Origin of the sequence: Pseudomonas brassicacearum (assembly GCF_009601685.2) — a bacterium.
GTDB classification, from domain to species: Bacteria; Pseudomonadota; Gammaproteobacteria; order Pseudomonadales; family Pseudomonadaceae; genus Aquipseudomonas; species Aquipseudomonas kilonensis_B.
In genome coordinates this window covers 6,146,658-6,163,011 of sequence record NZ_CP045701.2, presented here as the reverse complement: position 1 = coordinate 6,163,011, position 16,354 = coordinate 6,146,658, and the positions used below count along the sequence as shown (strand labels likewise).

Genomic DNA, 16,354 nt, shown 5'->3' with positions numbered 1-16,354 from the left:
AGGAGCTATGTAGGAGCGGTGTAGGAGCGGTGTAGGAGCTGTCGAGTGCAACGAGGCTGCGATCTTTCCCCAGACAATTGAATCTCAAGCGAAAGATCAAAAGATCAAAAGATCAAAAGATCAAAAGATCGCAGGCTTCGCCAGCTCCTACAAGCCCAGCGGTTCGGTGCGACGTTTCGCTGAATCCCCTCGCCACAATAGTGTTCCAACAGTGCATCGCAGTGTCAGCCCGGGTCGCGATAACCCGGGTGAAAGTCCTTCGGCACCGCCACGCTGACCTTGTCCCGGGTGGCGATGTCGATGCCTTCGCTGGCCACTTCGGCGAGGAAATCGATCTGCTGCGGGGTGATGACATACGGCGGCAGGAAATACACCACGCTGCCCAGCGGTCGCAGCAAGGCACCACGCTCCAAGGCGTGCTGGAACACGCTCAGGCCGCGCCGTTCTTGCCACGGATAAGCGGTTTTGCTGGCCTTGTCCTTGACCATCTCGATGGCCAGCACCATGCCGGTCTGGCGCACCTCGGCGACGTTCGGGTGGTCGGCCAGGTGCGCGGTGGCGCTCGCCATGCGCAGGGCCAGGGCCTGGTTGTTTTCGATGACGTTGTCTTCTTCGAAGATATCCAGCGTCGCCAGGGCCGCCGCACAGGCCAGCGGGTTGCCGGTGTAGCTGTGGGAATGCAGGAAGGCGCGCAGGGTCGGGTAGTCATCGTAGAACGCGCTGTAGACCTCGTCGGTGGTCACGCATGCCGCCAGCGGCAAGTAACCGCCGGTCAGGGCCTTGGACAGGCAAAGGAAATCCGGCGTGATGCCGGCCTGCTCACAGGCGAACATTGTCCCGGTACGGCCGAAGCCGACGGCTATTTCGTCGTGGATCAGGTGCACGCCATAGCGGTCGCAGGCTTCGCGCAGCAACTTCAGGTATACCGGGTGGTACATGCGCATGCCGCCGGCGCCCTGGATCAGCGGTTCGACGATCACTGCCGCCACCGTGTCGTGGTGCTCGGCCAGGGTCTGTTCCATGGCCGCGAACATATTGCGCGAATGTTCTTCCCAGCCCATGCCTTCAGGGCGGTGGTAGCAGTCGGGGCTCGGCACCTTGATCGTGTCCAGCAGCAACGCCTTGTAGGTTTCAGTGAACAACGGCACATCGCCCACCGACATCGCCGCGATGGTTTCGCCGTGGTAACTGTTACTCAGGGTGACGAAGCGTTTTTTATCCGGCCGGCCGCGATTGATCCAGTAGTGAAAGCTCATCTTCATCGCTACTTCGATGCAGGACGAGCCGTTATCGGCGTAGAAGCACCGGGTCAGGCCTTCGGGTGTCATCTTCACCAGGCGCTCGGATAACTCGATCACCGGCTGATGGCTGAAGCCGGCGAGAATCACATGCTCCAACTGATCGACCTGGTCCTTGATGCGCTGGTTGATGCGCGGGTTGGCGTGGCCGAACACGTTGACCCACCAGGAGCTGACGGCATCGAGATAACGCTTGCCTTCGAAATCTTCCAGCCACACGCCTTCACCGCGCTTGATGGGGATCAGCGGCAGCTGTTCGTGGTCTTTCATCTGGGTGCAGGGATGCCACAGCACCGCCAGGTCGCGTTGCATCCACTGGTTATTCAGGCCCATTTACAGTCTCCTCGAGGCGGCTCGCGGCGGGCGCGGGCAAAACAATCGCGCAAGCCTATGCAATGGCGGCCCCGCGGACAACCCATTGTGTCATTCCCACTACTTTGAACGAGGCGATAGACGTCGCTGGCGGCGTTTTGATGGCTGACGTATTCTTCGCCGTTCCCTGAGCCGACTGGCTCGAAAGCTGAAGTTTCCCAAGTTTTAATCCGGAGTTCGTTGAATGTCTGCTGGTTGGCTACGCGCCTGTGCGCTGGTGATGATAGGGCTGTTCAGCGTTTCGGCGCTGGCCAAGGACAAACAACCGACGGCCATCGTCATCGGCGGCGGCCTGGCGGGGCTCACGGCGGCCTATGAGCTGCAGAACAAAGGCTGGGCCGTGACGCTGCTGGAAGCCAAGCCGAGCCTGGGCGGCCGTTCGGGCATGGCCACCAGCGAGTGGATCGGCAACGAGAAGACCCAGCCAGTGCTGAACAAGTACATCTCCACCTTCAAGCTGAGCACCACGCCGGCCCCGGAATTCGTGCGCACCCCCAGCTATCTGATCGACGGCACCTACTTCACCGCCGCGGACCTGGCGACCAAACAGCCGGCCACCGCCGAAGCCCTCAAGCGCTACGAAACCACCCTGGACGACCTGGCGCGCTCCATCGAAGACCCGCAGAACCCGGCGGCCAACAATACGCTGCACGCGCTGGACCAGATCACCGTGTCCAATTGGCTCGACCGCCTGCAATTGCCGGCCACGGCGCGGCAGTTGGTGAACCAGGAAATTCGCACTCGGTATGACGAACCTTCGCGCCTGTCGCTGCTGTATTTCGCCCAGCAGAACCGCGTCTATCGCGGCGTCTCCGACCGTGACCGGCGGGCCTCGCGCCTGCTCGGCGGCAGCCCGGTCCTGGCCCAGGCGTTCGTCAAGCAACTGAAAACCATCAAGACCAGTTCGCCCGTGTCGGCCATCTCCCAGGACAAGGACGGGGTAACCGTAAAGGTTGGCGCCGTTGGCTACCAGGCGGATTACGTGGTGCTGGCAGTGCCGTTGCGGGCGCTGAACAAGATCCAGTTGACCCCGGCCCTGGACGCCCAGCATCAAGGCGCCATCAAGGGCACCAACTACGGCTGGCGCGACCAGATCATGCTCAAGTTCAAGACCCCGGTCTGGGACAGCAAGGCGCGCATGTCAGGTGAGATCTACAGCAACGCCGGCCTGGGCATGATGTGGATCGAACCGGCCATGAAGGGCGGTGCCAACGTGGTCATCAACCTGTCCGGCGACAACGCCCGGGTGATGCAGGCGTTCGGCGACAAGCAGATGGTCGATCAGGTACTGATCCGCCTGCACGCGTTTTATCCACAGGCCCGTGGCGCGTTCACCGGCTATGAAATCCGCCGCTACAGCACCGACCCGTCCATGGGCGGTGCGTACCTGGCCTTTGGCCCGGGCCAGATCAGCAAGTACTGGCGCCTCTGGGAAAGGCCATTGCAGCGCGTAGCCTTTGCCGGTGAACACACCGACACCCTGTATCCGGGCACCCTGGAAGGCGCGCTGCGCAGCGGTCAACGGGCCGCCAGCCAGGTTGAAGACCTGGCGGCGGGCAAGTCGTTCGAACCGGCCAAGGTCGCGCCAGTGGCAGCGGCAGCGGCCGGTGCGGTGGCGGCGAAGAAGGGCAACTTCTTCACTAACCTGTTTGGTGGCTCGGATGACGACAAGAAGCCAGAGCCGGTCAAGGCACCGGAGCCGGTAGCGCCTGCCCCGGTACCTGCACCCGCTCCTGCGCCGGCCCCGGTGGAACCACCTGCACCTGCTCCAGCGAAGGTTGAGCCAGCCAAGAAAGCAGCGGCCAAACCGACGGCGAAAAAACCAGCCGCCAAGGCTCCGGCTAAAAAAGCGCCAGTGAAGAAAGCCACACCGGCGAAAAAACCGGCGGCCAAGCCGGCAGCGACAACACCGGCGGCGACTGAGACCAAGGCTCAGTAAGGCTCGGTGTCAGAAAAAAAAGCGTGGCGTGTCAGCTGCGCTTTTTTTTGCCTGTGAAACCGCTGTCGCGAGCGAGTTAGTTCCCACAAGGCCAGCGCAGGAGTGAGCTTCCTCGCGATGAGGTCCGTCCCGTTATCACGCATCGTCTTGCCTTTAATCTTTCCTTAACCCACTCATCCCAGACTGATGATCGTATTTCTCGATATTTCAAAGCGAAATTTTCCGCTTTAAATCGATAGATAACTCGCTAGTCTTGGTCGCAGTTTTTACAGGAAATGAGCAATGCAGCTACGCAACTCTTCTTCTCGCTATGGCTGGGTCAGTATCGCTTTGCACTGGGGCGTTGCTCTGGCGGTGTACGGGCTGTTCGCGTTGGGCCTGTGGATGGTCGGCCTGGATTACTACAGCGCCTGGCGCAAAGACGCACCGGACCTGCACAAGAGCATCGGCCTGGTGCTGCTGGCGGCCATGTTGCTGCGGGTGATCTGGCGCGTTGTCAGCCCGCCGCCGCCGACCCTGCCAACCTATGGCCGCCTGACCCGCGCCAGCGCCAAGCTCGGCCATAGTGCACTGTATCTCGGGTTGTTCGCCGTGATGATTGCCGGTTACCTGATTTCCACCGCAGACGGTGTGGGGATCCCGGTGTTCGGTCTGTTTGAAGTTCCTGCGCTGGTGTCCGGACTGCCCGATCAGGCAGACGTCGCCGGCCAGATTCACCTCTACTTGGCGTGGGCGTTGGTCATTTTCTCCGGCCTTCATGCCTTGGCAGCATTGAAACACCACTTTATCGACCGTGACGCGACCCTCAAGCGAATGCTGGGACGCCAAGCCTGATGTTCAACCTCGACTCCAAAGGAATAGAAAGCATGTTGAAAAAGACGCTCGCCGCCCTGGCAATCGGTTCTGCCCTGCTGTCGGCCGGCCAGGCCATGGCTGCTGACTACGTCGTCGACAAGGAAGGCCAGCACGCCTTTGTCGACTTCAAGATCAGCCACCTGGGCTATAGCTACATTACCGGTACCTTCAAGGACATCGACGGCAAGTTCAGCTTTGACGCCGCCAAGCCTGAAGCCAGCAAGATCGAGTTCAACGTACGTACCGCCAGCGTGTTCACCAACCACGCCGAACGCGACAAGCACATCGCCAGCAAGGACTTCCTGGACGTAGGCAAGTTCGCCGATGCCAAGTTCGTGTCCACCAGCGTCAAGCCCACCGGCAAGAACGCTGATGGTAAAGACACTGCAGATGTGATGGGTGACCTGACACTGCACGGCGTGACCAAGCCAATCGTGGTCAAGGCCACGTTCCTGGGCGAAGGCAAGGATCCGTGGGGCGGCTACCGTGCTGGCTTCGAGGGCACCACCAGCATCAAGCGTTCCGACTTCGGCAAGATGATGGACCTGGGTCCGCAATCCGACGCCGTTGAGCTGTACATCTCGTTTGAAGGTGTCAAAGCGAAGTAACCTTCGCGCCTGACAAAAAACGCCCCTGGTCTTGCGATCAGGGGCGTTTTTTATTACGCGGATTCGGGTAATACACAGAACCCTGTGGGGGCGAGCTTGCTCGCGATGGCGTCATGCCAGCCGACTTCGATGTTGACTGATATACCGCTATCGCGAGCAAGCTCGCTCCCACATTTGGAATTGTGTTGGGCCAAAAAAATGCCCCAGGTCGCGAGACCTGGGGCATTTTGTACGGCTTGGAAAAACTCAGCGATTGCGGGTCAGCAGCGCTGGTTTTTCGCCCCGTGGACGGCTTGGCAGTTGATCCAGCTGTTCAGGCGTCGGGAAGCGATCGGCTTTCGATTCCTTGTGCATGATCTTCGGCTGGTTGCTGCGCGGGTTCTGCACGGCGGGTTCCTGACGAGGCTGGTCGTCACGGGCCGGACGGCGCGGGCGGGTGTCGTCGCGACGGGCCTGGCCGTCACGCGGGGCACCGTTGCGTGGGCCGCTGCGCTTGGCCGGTGGCGTGCCGGTGGACGAGCCATTGCTGTTGCGTGGACCGTTCTGGCGACCTTGTGGCTGGCCGCTACGCGGTGCACCTGCACCAGCGCCTTGTGCCGGGGCACCTGGACGGCGACCGCGACCCTGGGCCGGTTTCTGCTGTGGCACGTAGTCGACGCGGTTACCGAAGTTATCGATATCGTCGTCCAGGAACTCGTCCGGGGCACGATCGGCTGCTGCGCGGGGGGCTGGACGCTGCTGTTCACGGGCTGGCGTGCCTTCGCGGGGCTTCTGCTCGCGGGCTGGGCGTTCGCCGCGGCCATTGCTGTTGCTGGCCGATTTTTCCTTGCCCTTGTCCTTGCCTTTGTCTTTGCGGCCGCCGCCACCACCGCCGCCGTTCGGACCGTCGCCGCGCGGGCCACGGGCATTGCGCGGATTGCGCACGTCCGGACGTTCGCGCACTTCAGGCTTCTCGGCCTCGATGGTGCTGGCATCGAAGCCCATCAGGTCGCCGTCGGCAATTTTTTGCTTGGTCATGCGCTCGATGCTTTTGAGCAGCTTTTCTTCGTCCGGCGCGACCAGCGAGATCGCTTCGCCCGAACGACCGGCCCGGCCGGTACGGCCGATACGGTGCACGTAATCTTCATCGACGTTTGGCAGCTCGAAGTTGACCACGTGAGGCAACTGGTCGATATCCAGGCCACGGGCCGCGATGTCGGTGGCCACCAGGATGCGCACTTCGCCAGCCTTGAAGTCGGCGAGGGCCTTGGTGCGGGCGTTCTGGCTCTTGTTACCGTGGATCGCCACAGCCGGCAGGCCGTGCTTGTCCAGGTACTCGGCCAGGCGGTTGGCGCCGTGCTTGGTGCGGGTGAACACCAGGACCTGTTCCCAGGCGCCGGCGGTAATCAGGTGCGCCAGCAGGGCACGCTTGTGGCTGGCCGGCAGGCGGAAGACGCGTTGCTCGATGCGCTCGACCGTGGTGTTCGGTGGCGTGACTTCGATGCGCTCCGGGTTGTGCAGCAGCTTGCCAGCCAGGTCGGTGATGTCCTTGGAGAACGTCGCCGAAAACAGCAGGTTCTGGCGCTTGGCGGGCAGGCGGGCGAGGACTTTCTTCACGTCATGGACAAAGCCCATGTCGAGCATGCGGTCGGCTTCGTCCAGCACGAGGATTTCCACGTGGGACAAGTCGACGCTGCCCTGGCCGGCCAGGTCCAGCAGGCGACCGGGGCAGGCGACCAGTACATCGACGCCACGGGACATGGCCTGGACCTGGGGATTCATGCCCACGCCGCCAAAAATACAGGCGCTGACGAACTTCAGGTCGCGAGCGTAGACCTTGAAGCTCTCGTGTACCTGGGCCGCCAGTTCGCGGGTTGGGGTCAGGACCAGTACGCGCGGTTGGCGCGGGCCATGACGCTGGGATTTGTCTGGGTGACCGTTGGGGAACAACCGCTCCAGGATCGGAAGGGCGAAACCGCCGGTTTTACCAGTACCTGTCTGCGCCGCGACCATCAGGTCGCGACCTTGCAACACGGCGGGAATGGCCCGCTGTTGCACCGGGGTAGGCTGGGTATAGCCGGCGGCTTCGATGGCGCCGACTAAAGCCTCGGAGAGACCGAGGGAAGCAAAGGACATGAGTAATCCTGTTTTAGTGAGGGCCTGGCCCAATGGGATAGTCTTGCCTGGCGCGAATGACGTTCAATAAAAAGACGTCATCCCGTCCGGTCCTGCCGGGCCTCGAAGGCGGGTCCGGACAAGGCTCGCGCGGGCCGTAGGCGGCGCTGTAGCGGTGTCGGGATGCCTTTTGCAAGGCCGGGCGTCCGGGCGTGAGCCTGGCGGGAAGGCCGGAGTATAACAGAGCAAACGCCGTGCGCCGCTTTCCTGCTGCTCAACGGTTTATTTCAACGTTGAGCCTGGCCGGGCGAGGTGGCCTTGGCCATCGGTCCGGCGCCGTAACGGGCGCTCAGTTCGGCATAGGCCGGTTCACGCTTGAAGCGCTTGAGTTCGGCACCGAAGCGTTGCACCAGCAAATCCATCCCGGCGCTGCGTCGTACCGCCAGGTATTGGCTTTGACGGCTCACGACCGTCGGGTTTTCGGTGATCTGGTCGCCCAACTGCATTTGTTCGAGCACATGTCGGCCCACCCTGCGGTCGGTGATGAGCAGGTCGATCCGTCCCAGCTGCAACTTGCCGAAATTGGCTTCGTGGGTTGGCGCCGTTTCCCGGGTGAACAGGGTCGACTCACTGAAGGCCTGGCTGTAGAGGTAACCGGGCGAGGTGCCGACGGTCAGGCCGGCCAGGTCATCGAACGTGCGAAACGGATGGGGCCGGGCATTGGCGTAGAACATCACGAACTCCACGTCCGACAGCGGTTCGCTGGGGTAAAGCAGCATGGTATCGCGCTCGTCGCTGTGGAAGATGTCCAGCGCACCATCCGCCAACCCCTGCTCCAGCATCACCAGGCAGCGCTTCCACGGCAGGAAGTGCCATTCCACGTCGATGCCCAGGCGTTTGAACACGATGGCCGTGGTTTCGTAGTCCAGGCCCAGCATCGTGCCGTTTTCTTCGTAGACATATGGGGCCCAGGGTTCAGTGACAATGCGCAACTTCTCGGCCCGGGCAACCATGCTCAGGCACAAGAGAAGAAGGGCGGTCAGCAGCTGGACAATGACGGGCATGGCCTGAGGTTACGACGAGAGCTCATCAAATAGCTAGAGCCCTCTGGACTGCGCCCTGGTGGCCTGCATCAGGTGCTCGTAGATGGCTTCGCGGCGCTCACCCAGTACCAGGCGAATCAGTGGATGATTGAGCCAGCGTTTGAGCTCATGGTCTTGCAATGGTTTCTTCCGGCGGTCTTCGACGTTCTCCAAGGCCTTTTCCCACCAGACCGGGGCGCAGGCTTGATCGAACTGGTTGGTGTGGCGGTAGCAGCCGTAGAGGATCTCGCGCATGAACTGGCGTTTATGGCTGGGCAGCGCCAGGGTGATGAACTTGTAGGTCAGGCGCTGAAAGGTCGGTGGGCGGGGCAGGATGGCGGTGACTTGCCCGGTTTCATCCAAGGCCAGTTGGCAAACCGGTGCGGCTCGGTGTTTGTCGAGCCAGGCTTTGATCTTGGCGCGAAATAGTTGCTTGCGGCTCCAGTAATGATGGATCAGGTCCGGACATTCGCGCACCTGCACCGAGCGATAGGCCGCCACCGAAAGGCAGAACTCTTCCAATGTGTAGGCGCCCTGTGCCAATGGATACAGCTCATCCATCAGGGCGATCGAGCGATCCAGGACTGAGGCATCGACGCAGTTGAGGCCGATGACCCCCGAGTTCAACAAGGGCATGTCATCGTCTGCCAACTGCCGTTGGCGCAGTGCGTCGGCCAGTGTCAGGTAAAGCCCGGCGTCCTTGTTGGCGCCATAGGTCAGGCCGAAGGCATTGCACAGCAATGTGCCAGGCTGGACGCGGCGAAACAGTTCGAGCGGTGAGCAATGGAAAAAAGTGTCGGTGTCGATCAGCAACGCCACTTCGGCTTCTTCAAGGACTTTCTGCATCACCACATGCTTGGCACGGAAGTGATAACCGTGGGGTTCGATCCAGGCCTTGCGGGTCTCGTTGTCCAACGGGCGCACACGCACCGGCAATCCTTCATACGGCACGGGATTGTCGGTGAACACCTGGATATCCAATGCATCGTCCGGCGTCTTGCGTAGGCCTGCCAACGCGCTGGCGATGCTGAACAACGCTTCCTGGTGATAGGTTTCGGCCCCGTAGACCAGGTAAATGAGTTGTGGGGTCGTTAACCTGTGACCATTAGGCATCTACTGCAATCCTCCGGATATCTTTGCTTAAAAAAAAGGCCTTGGTTTTCGCCAAGGCCTCTTTGTACCACCGCATCAAGTCATTCAGCGCGGCAGCTTGAGGTTGTTCCATACCGCGAGGCTGGGCTCGGCCTGGTTAAGGGTATAGAAATGCAGCCCCGGTGCACCACCTTGTAACAAGCGCTCACACATTTGCGTGATGACTTCCTCGCCAAAGCTTTGGATGCTGGAGGAGTCGTCGCCGTAGGCCTCCAGCTGCTTGCGGATCCAGCGTGGGATTTCTGCACCGCATGCGTCGGAGAAGCGCGCCAGCTTGCTGTAGTTGGTGATAGGCATGATGCCTGGCACGACAGGAATGTCGACGCCCAGCTTGCGTATGCGCTCGACGAAATAGAAGTAACTGTCGGCGTTGAAGAAGTACTGGGTGATCGCGCTATTGGCGCCAGCGTTGGCCTTGCGTACGAAGTTGCGCAGATCGTCTTCGAAGTTGCGTGCCTGGGGGTGCATTTCTGGATACGCAGCCACTTCGATGTGGAAATGCTCGCCGGTTTCTTCACGAATGAAGCTCACCAGTTCGTTGGCGTGGCGCAGTTCGCCGCTGGCCATGCCCATGCCTGATGGCAGGTCGCCGCGCAGGGCAACGATGCGCTTGATGCCAGCGGCCTTGTACTGGGTCAGCAGGCTGCGCAGGTCGTCCTTGCTGTCGCCCACGCAAGACAGGTGGGGTGCGGCCGGGACTTTGACTTCGCTTTCGAGCTGCAGCACGGTGTTCAGGGTGCGGTCACGGGTCGAACCGCCGGCGCCATAGGTGCAGGAGAAAAAGTCGGGGTTGTAGCTGGCCAACTGGCGGGCAGTGGCGATCAGTTTTTCATGCCCAGCATCGGTCTTCGTCGGGAAGAACTCGAAGCTGTAGCGACGGTCTTGGGACATGGTCATATCCTTGGAAACGCGTAGGCCGGAGAGGCTTGCATAGCCCTTGTGGGAGCGGGTTCATGTAGGAGCGAGCCTGCTCGCGATTGGCTTCGCCTCGCTCCGATAGCTGGATCGAGGTGTCTGCATCGCGAGCAAGCTTTGCTCCCACAGGCCCGCTCCCACAGGGAGAGCAGGCAATAGAGCCGATCAGTAGCGGTAAGCGTGCGGCTTGAACGGGCCTTCGACGGTCACGCCGATGTAGTCAGCCTGTTGCTTGGTCAGTTTGGTGACCACGCCGCCGAAACCGCGGACCATTTCCAGGGCCACTTCTTCGTCGAGTTTCTTGGGCAGCACTTCCACGGTCAGGCGCTCGGCTTTCTGGGCCGGCGACAGGTCGGCGTATTTCTGGCCGAACAGGAAGATCTGGGCCAGGACCTGGTTGGCGAACGAGCCGTCCATGATGCGGCTTGGGTGGCCGGTGGCGTTGCCCAGGTTAACCAGGCGGCCTTCAGCCAGCAGGATCAGGTAGTCGTCGTTCTGTGGGTCGAAGCTGCCGGTGCCGGTGCGGTGCACCTTGTGAACCTGCGGCTTCACTTCTTCCCATGCCCAGTTCTTGCGCATGAAAGCGGTGTCGATTTCATTGTCGAAGTGACCGATGTTGCAGACCACGGCGCGCTTCTTCAGGGCCTTGAGCATGTTGGCATCGCAGACGTTGACGTTGCCGGTGGTGGTCACGATCAGGTCGATCTTGCCCAGCAGGGCCTTGTCGATGCTGGCTCCGGTGCCGTCGTTGATCCCGTCGATGAACGGCGAAACCAACTCGAAACCGTCCATGCAGGCCTGCATGGCGCAGATCGGATCGACTTCGGACACCTTGACGATCATGCCTTCCTGACGCAGGGACTGGGCCGAACCCTTGCCCACGTCACCGTAGCCGATCACCAGCGCCTGCTTGCCCGACAGCAGGTGGTCGGTGCCGCGCTTGATGGCGTCGTTGAGGCTGTGACGGCAGCCGTACTTGTTGTCGTTCTTGCTCTTGGTCACCGAGTCGTTGACGTTGATGGCCGGGATCTTCAGTTCGCCCTTGGCCAGCATGTCCAGCAGACGGTGCACGCCAGTGGTGGTTTCCTCGGTCACACCGTGGACGTTTTCCAGTACGGCTGCGTACTTCTTGTGCAGCAGCTCGGTCAGGTCGCCGCCGTCGTCGAGGATCATGTTGGTGTCCCACGGCTGGCCATCCTTGAGGATGGTCTGCTCCAGGCACCACTCGTACTCTTGCTCGGTCTCGCCTTTCCAGGCAAATACCGGGATACCGGCGGCGGCGATGGCGGCAGCGGCCTGGTCCTGGGTCGAGAAGATGTTGCAGGACGACCAGCGCACTTCGGCACCCAGGGCAACCAGGGTTTCGATCAGCACGGCGGTCTGGATGGTCATGTGGATGCAGCCGAGGATCTTCGCGCCCTTGAGCGGTTGCTCGCCGGCATACTTGCGGCGCAGGCCCATCAGGGCTGGCATTTCGGATTCGGCGATGATGATTTCGCGACGGCCCCAGGCAGCCAGGGACATGTCGGCGACTTTGTAGTCGGTAAAATCGGCAGGCGTGATAACAGCGCTCATGAAGAGCCTCCATTCGTAATGTATGCGAATGGGCGCCGTTGTGCGTTTAGTGTCTGCGCGGGGAGCCCCCGTACAAACAACGCCCCATCCGAGCCTGACAGGTCGAGCCTGCTGCAGCGCCCCTCGGACAGGTGGCGGGAACGGTCCAAAGGGTGGACCGAGGTAAAGCGGTGGCGATTATAACGGGCTAATCGGATCTTCCAAAAGGGTTTCTGTCGGCAAATCGAAATTGCCGATGACCGTCATAGGGGCCGCGACGTAGAGCCCGGCCCTGCGGTCTGCCATGATGCAGCAATCCAACGGCCAGACACTCAGGAGTGATCATGAATTTCCACACCCGCAAATGGGTCAAGCCCGAAGACCTCAATCCCAACGGCACGCTGTTCGGCGGCAGCCTGTTGCGCTGGATCGACGAGGAGGCAGCGATCTACGCCATCGTCCAGCTCGGCAACCAGCGCGTGGTCACCAAGTACATCTCGGAAATCAACTTCGTCAGCGCCTCGCGCCAGGGCGACATCATCGAGCTGGGCATCACCGCCACCGAGTTTGGCCGTACTTCCATCACCCTGACCTGCGAGGTGCGCAATAAAATCACCCGCAAGAGCATCCTGACCGTGGAGAAAATGGTCTTCGTCAACCTTGGCGAAGACGGCCTGCCTGCGCCGCATGGGCGGACCGAGATCACCTACGTCAAGGATCAGTTCAAGGACGATGTCGTGGTGTGAGATCGGCGACGCTGCCTTCGCGAGCAGGCCATACTGAACAGCACTGAGCGCCGCGTGTCGTAGATACATCACGCCACCGGTTCAGGAGCTGTATGGACACCCATAAAGAAGGCAAGACCCCTGATCTCTCGGCTCAGGAGCAGCATGAAGTCGACCGCAACCAGCCGCCGCGGGCGGCCGTGTTGCATGAAATCATCCGCACCCAGGGCAATCAGGAACTGGAGCGCAGTATCGCCGCGCTCTGGTGGTCGGCCCTGGCGGCGGGGTTGACCATGGGCCTGTCGCTGATGGCCATGGGGTTGCTCAACTCCCGGCTGCCGGAACACGAAGGCTTCAAGGTCATCGCCAGTTTTGGTTACTGCGCCGGCTTTCTCGCGGTGATCCTGGCTCGCCAGCAGTTGTTCACCGAAAACACCCTGACCGCCGTGCTGCCGATCATGAGCAAGCCCACGCTGGGCAACTTCGGCCGGCTGTTGCGGCTCTGGGGCGTGGTGCTGGTAGGCAACCTGTGCGGCACCTTGCTGGTGGCCTACGTCATGTTGCACCTGCCGATTTTCGATCAGCGCACCGACCAGGCCTTCCTGGAAATCGGTCGCAAAGTCATGGAGAACGACACCGGCCAGATGTTCGCCAAGGGCATCATTTCCGGCTGGATGATCGCCACCATGGTCTGGATGATCCCGTCCATGGAAAGCGCCAAGATGTGGATCATCATCCTGATCACCTACCTCATGGCGCTCGGGGATTTCACCCACATCGTCGTCGGCTCGGCCGAAGTGTCATATCTGGTATTTGCCGGCCAATTGTCCTGGGAGGACTTCTGGATGGTGTTCGCCGGGCCGACGTTGGCGGGAAATATCATCGGCGGCAGTTTCATCTTTGCGCTGATCAGCCACGCACAGGTGCGCAGCGAGACCAATACGCCCCTCAGTCGGCAAGGCTTGCCGCAGCGCCGAGATGACGCTGGCGATAAATAAAATACAGCGCGGCCAGTACGGTTAGCCCGCCCACCAGGGCCCCGGTCCACGGCAGATCCGCCAGGTCGGCACCACTGGCCACTACTAGCCCACCCATCCACGCCCCTGCCGCGTTGCCCAGATTGAAGGCACTCTGGTTCAGGGTCGAGCCGAGGTTGGGTGCTTCATGGGCCTGGTCGATGATCAGCAGTTGCAGGATCGGGCACAGGGCGAAGGCGAAGATGCCCCATAGCACCAGGGTGATCGCCGCCGGGATCACCGATTGGCTGGTCTGGCTGAACGCCGCCAGCACCAGCACCACGGCCAGGGCCATGGCCACCAGTGAAGGCAGCAGGCGCCGGTCCGCCAGGCGCCCGCCGAGGAAACTGCCCGCCGTCAGGCCGACGCCAAACAACAGCAACATGACGGTGATGCCGTGGGGGCTGACACCGGTGATGTCCTGCAGGATCGGCGCGATGTAAGTGAACACGCTGAACAAACTGGTGGAGGCCAGTACGCTCATGCCCAGGGCGAGTAACACGTTGACCTTGCCCAGCACCTTGAACTCGCTGGCCAGGTTGGCTTTGTCCATGGGGATTTCCCTGGGCAGCCAGACCCATTGGGCGATGGCGGCGATCACGCCGATCACCGATACCGCCCAGAACGTCGAACGCCAACCGGCGTATTGACCCAAGGCCGTGCCCAACGGCACGCCCAGCACGTTTGCCAGGGTCAGGCCGGTGAACATCATGGCAATCGCCTGGGCCCGTTTGTTCGGCGCCACCAACCCGGCCGCCACCACCGAGCCGATGCCAAAGAACGCTCCGTGGCACAGGGCCGTAATGACCCGGGCGGCCATCAGCGTGGCGTAGTTCGGCGCCAGGGCGCAGAGCACATTGCCGAGGATGAACATCAGGGTCATGCCCAATAGCGTGGCCTTGCGCGGCATGTTGGCGGTGCCAATCGCCAGGATCGGCGCGCCGAACACCACGCCCAGGGCGTAGCCGGTAATCAACAGCCCGGCCTGGGGAATGCTCACGGCCAGGTCCCGGGCGACATCGGGCAACAGGCCCATGATGACGAATTCAGTCGTGCCGATGCCGAAAGCGGCGACGGCCAAAGCAAGCAAGGCGAGTGGCATGCGCAAGGTCTCTGTCTGTAGTCTTGACGCCCGGATCAGGCATACGCATGCCGGCGCACCCATTCGAGTGAATGGGACAGCAGCGAGATTATTGGAATAGGAATATGCGCAACTGAGTGCGGCGTGATCGGTTTGCAGTATAAACGATAGCCAATCAATTCATGAGCCTTACTGAGCGTAGGAGCTGTAGGAGCTGTCGAGTGCAAACGAGGCTGCGATCTTTCCGCCGACAATTGAGTTTGAAGCGAAAGATCAAAAGATCGCAGCCTCGTTTGCACTCGACAGCTCCTACGGGGCGGGGGACAAGATAAGGAGCGTGCCGTGCTTGCAACGGCCTTGGTGTTGGTCGCGGCTTTGTTGCATGCGGCATGGAATACGCTGATCAAGTTCAGCGGCGAGCGTTTGCTGGTGGTGGCGTGCATGGACAGCGTCGCCTTGCTGTTCGTCGCGTTGGCACTGGGTTTCGTGGCGTTGCCGCCGTTGGAGATCTGGCCGTGGATCCTGGCGTCGGCGGCGTTCGAGCTGCTGTATCGCTATTTGCTGATCCAGGCTTATCGGGTCGGTGACCTGGGGTTGGTCTATCCACTGATGCGCGGCCTGTCGCCGCTGGTGGTACTGGCCCTGACATTTATATTCGCCGGTGAAGCCCTGACGACCCAGCAGGTCATCGGCATTTTGCTGATCCCGTTCGGCATGCTTTGCCTGTTGTGGCAGGGCGGTGGTGGCGAGCGGCTGCCCTGGTCGATGCTGCCGGTGGTGGCGCTGATCGGTCTGTGCATCGGGTGCTACACCTTTATCGACGGCCACGCTCTGCGGCGCTGGTCCCATCCGCTGGATTACCTGGTCTGGGTCACGCTGCTCAGTGCCTGGCCGTTCCCGTTGCTGGCGCTGGTGAGCAAGCGGCCGGCGTTCATGCGGTTCTGGCGTGAGCAGTGGCGGTTGGGGTTGGCGGTCGGATTCTGCGTATTGTTCAGCTACGCTCTGGTGCTGTGGGCCATGCAACTGGGCTCGATCGCCGAGGCGGCCGCGCTGCGGGAAGTCAGCGTGATCCTGGTGGTGCTGTTCGGCATGCGTTACTTGAAAGAACCTTTCGGCTTGCCGCGGCTCTTAGCCTGCGGGCTGGTGTTGGTTGGCATGCTGGTGATGAAGTTCTGACCGGCGCCCGAACTCGCGATTTTCTATAAAACCCAAAGAAGGAACTGCATCAATGACGGTTGCCCTGTGGTGTATTTTGATTGCCTTTATCCTGCCTTACCTGTGCATCGCCATTGCCAAGATCGGTGGACGATACAGGCTGGCAGATAACAACGACCCTCGGGACTTTCTGGACACACTCGAAGGCGCCCCCCGACGGGCATACGCTGCGCAACTGAACAGCTTCGAAATCAGCCCGTTTTTTGCCGCCGCCGTGATCGTCGCGCACCTGGCTGGCAATGCCGAGCTGGTGACCATCAATGTGCTGGCGGTGCTGTTCATCACCAGTCGCCTGCTCTACATCATTTGCTATCTGGCGGACTGGGCGATCCTGCGTTCGCTGGTGTGGTTCGTGGGGGCTGGGTTGGTCTTGAGTTTCTTCTTTGTTTCGGTCTGAGCCTGGTTTTTGAATCAAGGCGCCTGTACTGGCCTCTTCGCGAGCAAGCCC

14 protein-coding genes and 1 riboswitch are annotated in these 16,354 nt (G+C 61.2%); of the genes, 7 read left to right on the top strand and 7 right to left on the bottom strand.

Features of this window, described 5'->3' with window-relative positions; genetic code table 11:
• Window positions 1-224 precede the first annotated feature (224 nt).
• Window positions 225-1,631: an adenosylmethionine--8-amino-7-oxononanoate transaminase gene (locus tag GFU70_RS26770; protein WP_058544213.1), complete on the bottom strand. Its 1,407-nt coding sequence runs from the start codon at window positions 1,629-1,631 to the stop codon at window positions 225-227.
• Between the two features lie 223 nt (window positions 1,632-1,854).
• Between GFU70_RS26770 and GFU70_RS26765 the strand changes: the two genes are divergently transcribed.
• From GFU70_RS26765 to GFU70_RS26755, 3 genes are all read left to right on the top strand, one after another.
• Complete coding sequence (locus GFU70_RS26765) at window positions 1,855-3,609, top strand: flavin monoamine oxidase family protein (RefSeq protein ID WP_153389038.1); 1,755 nt, start codon at window positions 1,855-1,857, stop codon at window positions 3,607-3,609.
• Between the two features lie 282 nt (window positions 3,610-3,891).
• Complete coding sequence (locus GFU70_RS26760; protein WP_058544211.1) at window positions 3,892-4,443, top strand: cytochrome b; 552 nt, start codon at window positions 3,892-3,894, stop codon at window positions 4,441-4,443.
• Between the two features lie 32 nt (window positions 4,444-4,475).
• The gene (locus GFU70_RS26755) at window positions 4,476-5,072 is read left to right on the top strand and encodes a YceI family protein (protein ID WP_058544210.1); all 597 of its coding nucleotides are present in this window, start codon (window positions 4,476-4,478) and stop codon (window positions 5,070-5,072) included.
• Window positions 5,073-5,318: 246 nt separating this feature from the next.
• Here the strand turns inward: GFU70_RS26755 and GFU70_RS26750 are convergent, their stop codons facing one another.
• The 5 genes from GFU70_RS26750 to ahcY all read right to left on the bottom strand — a co-directional run bounded on the left by GFU70_RS26750 (window position 5,319) and on the right by ahcY (window position 11,890).
• Entirely contained in the window at window positions 5,319-7,187 is a 1,869-nt protein-coding gene (locus GFU70_RS26750) for a DEAD/DEAH box helicase (protein ID WP_058544209.1), read from the bottom strand.
• Between the two features lie 266 nt (window positions 7,188-7,453).
• Entirely contained in the window at window positions 7,454-8,230 is a 777-nt protein-coding gene (locus tag GFU70_RS26745; protein ID WP_153389037.1) for a substrate-binding periplasmic protein, read from the bottom strand.
• A 33-nt stretch (window positions 8,231-8,263) separates the two neighbouring features.
• Window positions 8,264-9,361, bottom strand: coding sequence for a hypothetical protein (locus GFU70_RS26740; protein WP_116643661.1), 1,098 nt, complete (start codon window positions 9,359-9,361; stop codon window positions 8,264-8,266).
• An 84-nt stretch (window positions 9,362-9,445) separates the two neighbouring features.
• Window positions 9,446-10,291: a methylenetetrahydrofolate reductase [NAD(P)H] gene (metF, locus tag GFU70_RS26735; RefSeq protein WP_058544207.1), complete on the bottom strand. Its 846-nt coding sequence runs from the start codon at window positions 10,289-10,291 to the stop codon at window positions 9,446-9,448.
• Between the two features lie 189 nt (window positions 10,292-10,480).
• A complete protein-coding gene (ahcY, locus tag GFU70_RS26730; RefSeq protein WP_153389036.1) occupies window positions 10,481-11,890 on the bottom strand; it encodes an adenosylhomocysteinase in 1,410 nt (469 codons plus the stop codon).
• Between the two features lie 23 nt (window positions 11,891-11,913).
• Window positions 11,914-12,021: riboswitch (S-adenosyl-L-homocysteine riboswitch) on the bottom strand.
• 192 nt (window positions 12,022-12,213) lie between these two features.
• On the opposite strand from ahcY, the gene GFU70_RS26725 reads away from it, so the two are divergent.
• Together GFU70_RS26725 and GFU70_RS26720 are read left to right on the top strand one after the other, a co-directional pair.
• Window positions 12,214-12,615, top strand: a complete 402-nt coding sequence (locus tag GFU70_RS26725) for an acyl-CoA thioesterase (protein WP_058544205.1) — start codon at window positions 12,214-12,216, stop codon at window positions 12,613-12,615.
• 92 nt (window positions 12,616-12,707) lie between these two features.
• Complete coding sequence (locus tag GFU70_RS26720; RefSeq protein ID WP_153389035.1) at window positions 12,708-13,592, top strand: formate/nitrite transporter family protein; 885 nt, start codon at window positions 12,708-12,710, stop codon at window positions 13,590-13,592.
• Here the strand turns inward: GFU70_RS26720 and GFU70_RS26715 are convergent.
• Window positions 13,543-14,712, bottom strand: coding sequence for an MFS transporter (locus GFU70_RS26715; RefSeq protein WP_153389034.1), 1,170 nt, complete (start codon window positions 14,710-14,712; stop codon window positions 13,543-13,545). The two genes, GFU70_RS26720 and GFU70_RS26715, sit on opposite strands and share 50 nt — an antisense overlap.
• A 321-nt stretch (window positions 14,713-15,033) precedes the next feature.
• Here GFU70_RS26715 and GFU70_RS26710 point away from each other — a divergent pair, with 321 nt between their 5' ends.
• Together GFU70_RS26710 and GFU70_RS26705 are read left to right on the top strand one after the other, a co-directional pair.
• Window positions 15,034-15,867, top strand: coding sequence for an EamA family transporter (locus GFU70_RS26710; protein ID WP_116643663.1), 834 nt, complete (start codon window positions 15,034-15,036; stop codon window positions 15,865-15,867).
• Window positions 15,868-15,919: 52 nt separating this feature from the next.
• A complete protein-coding gene (locus GFU70_RS26705) occupies window positions 15,920-16,303 on the top strand; it encodes an MAPEG family protein (protein WP_058544201.1) in 384 nt (127 codons plus the stop codon).
• The last annotated feature ends 51 nt before the right edge of the window (window positions 16,304-16,354 follow it).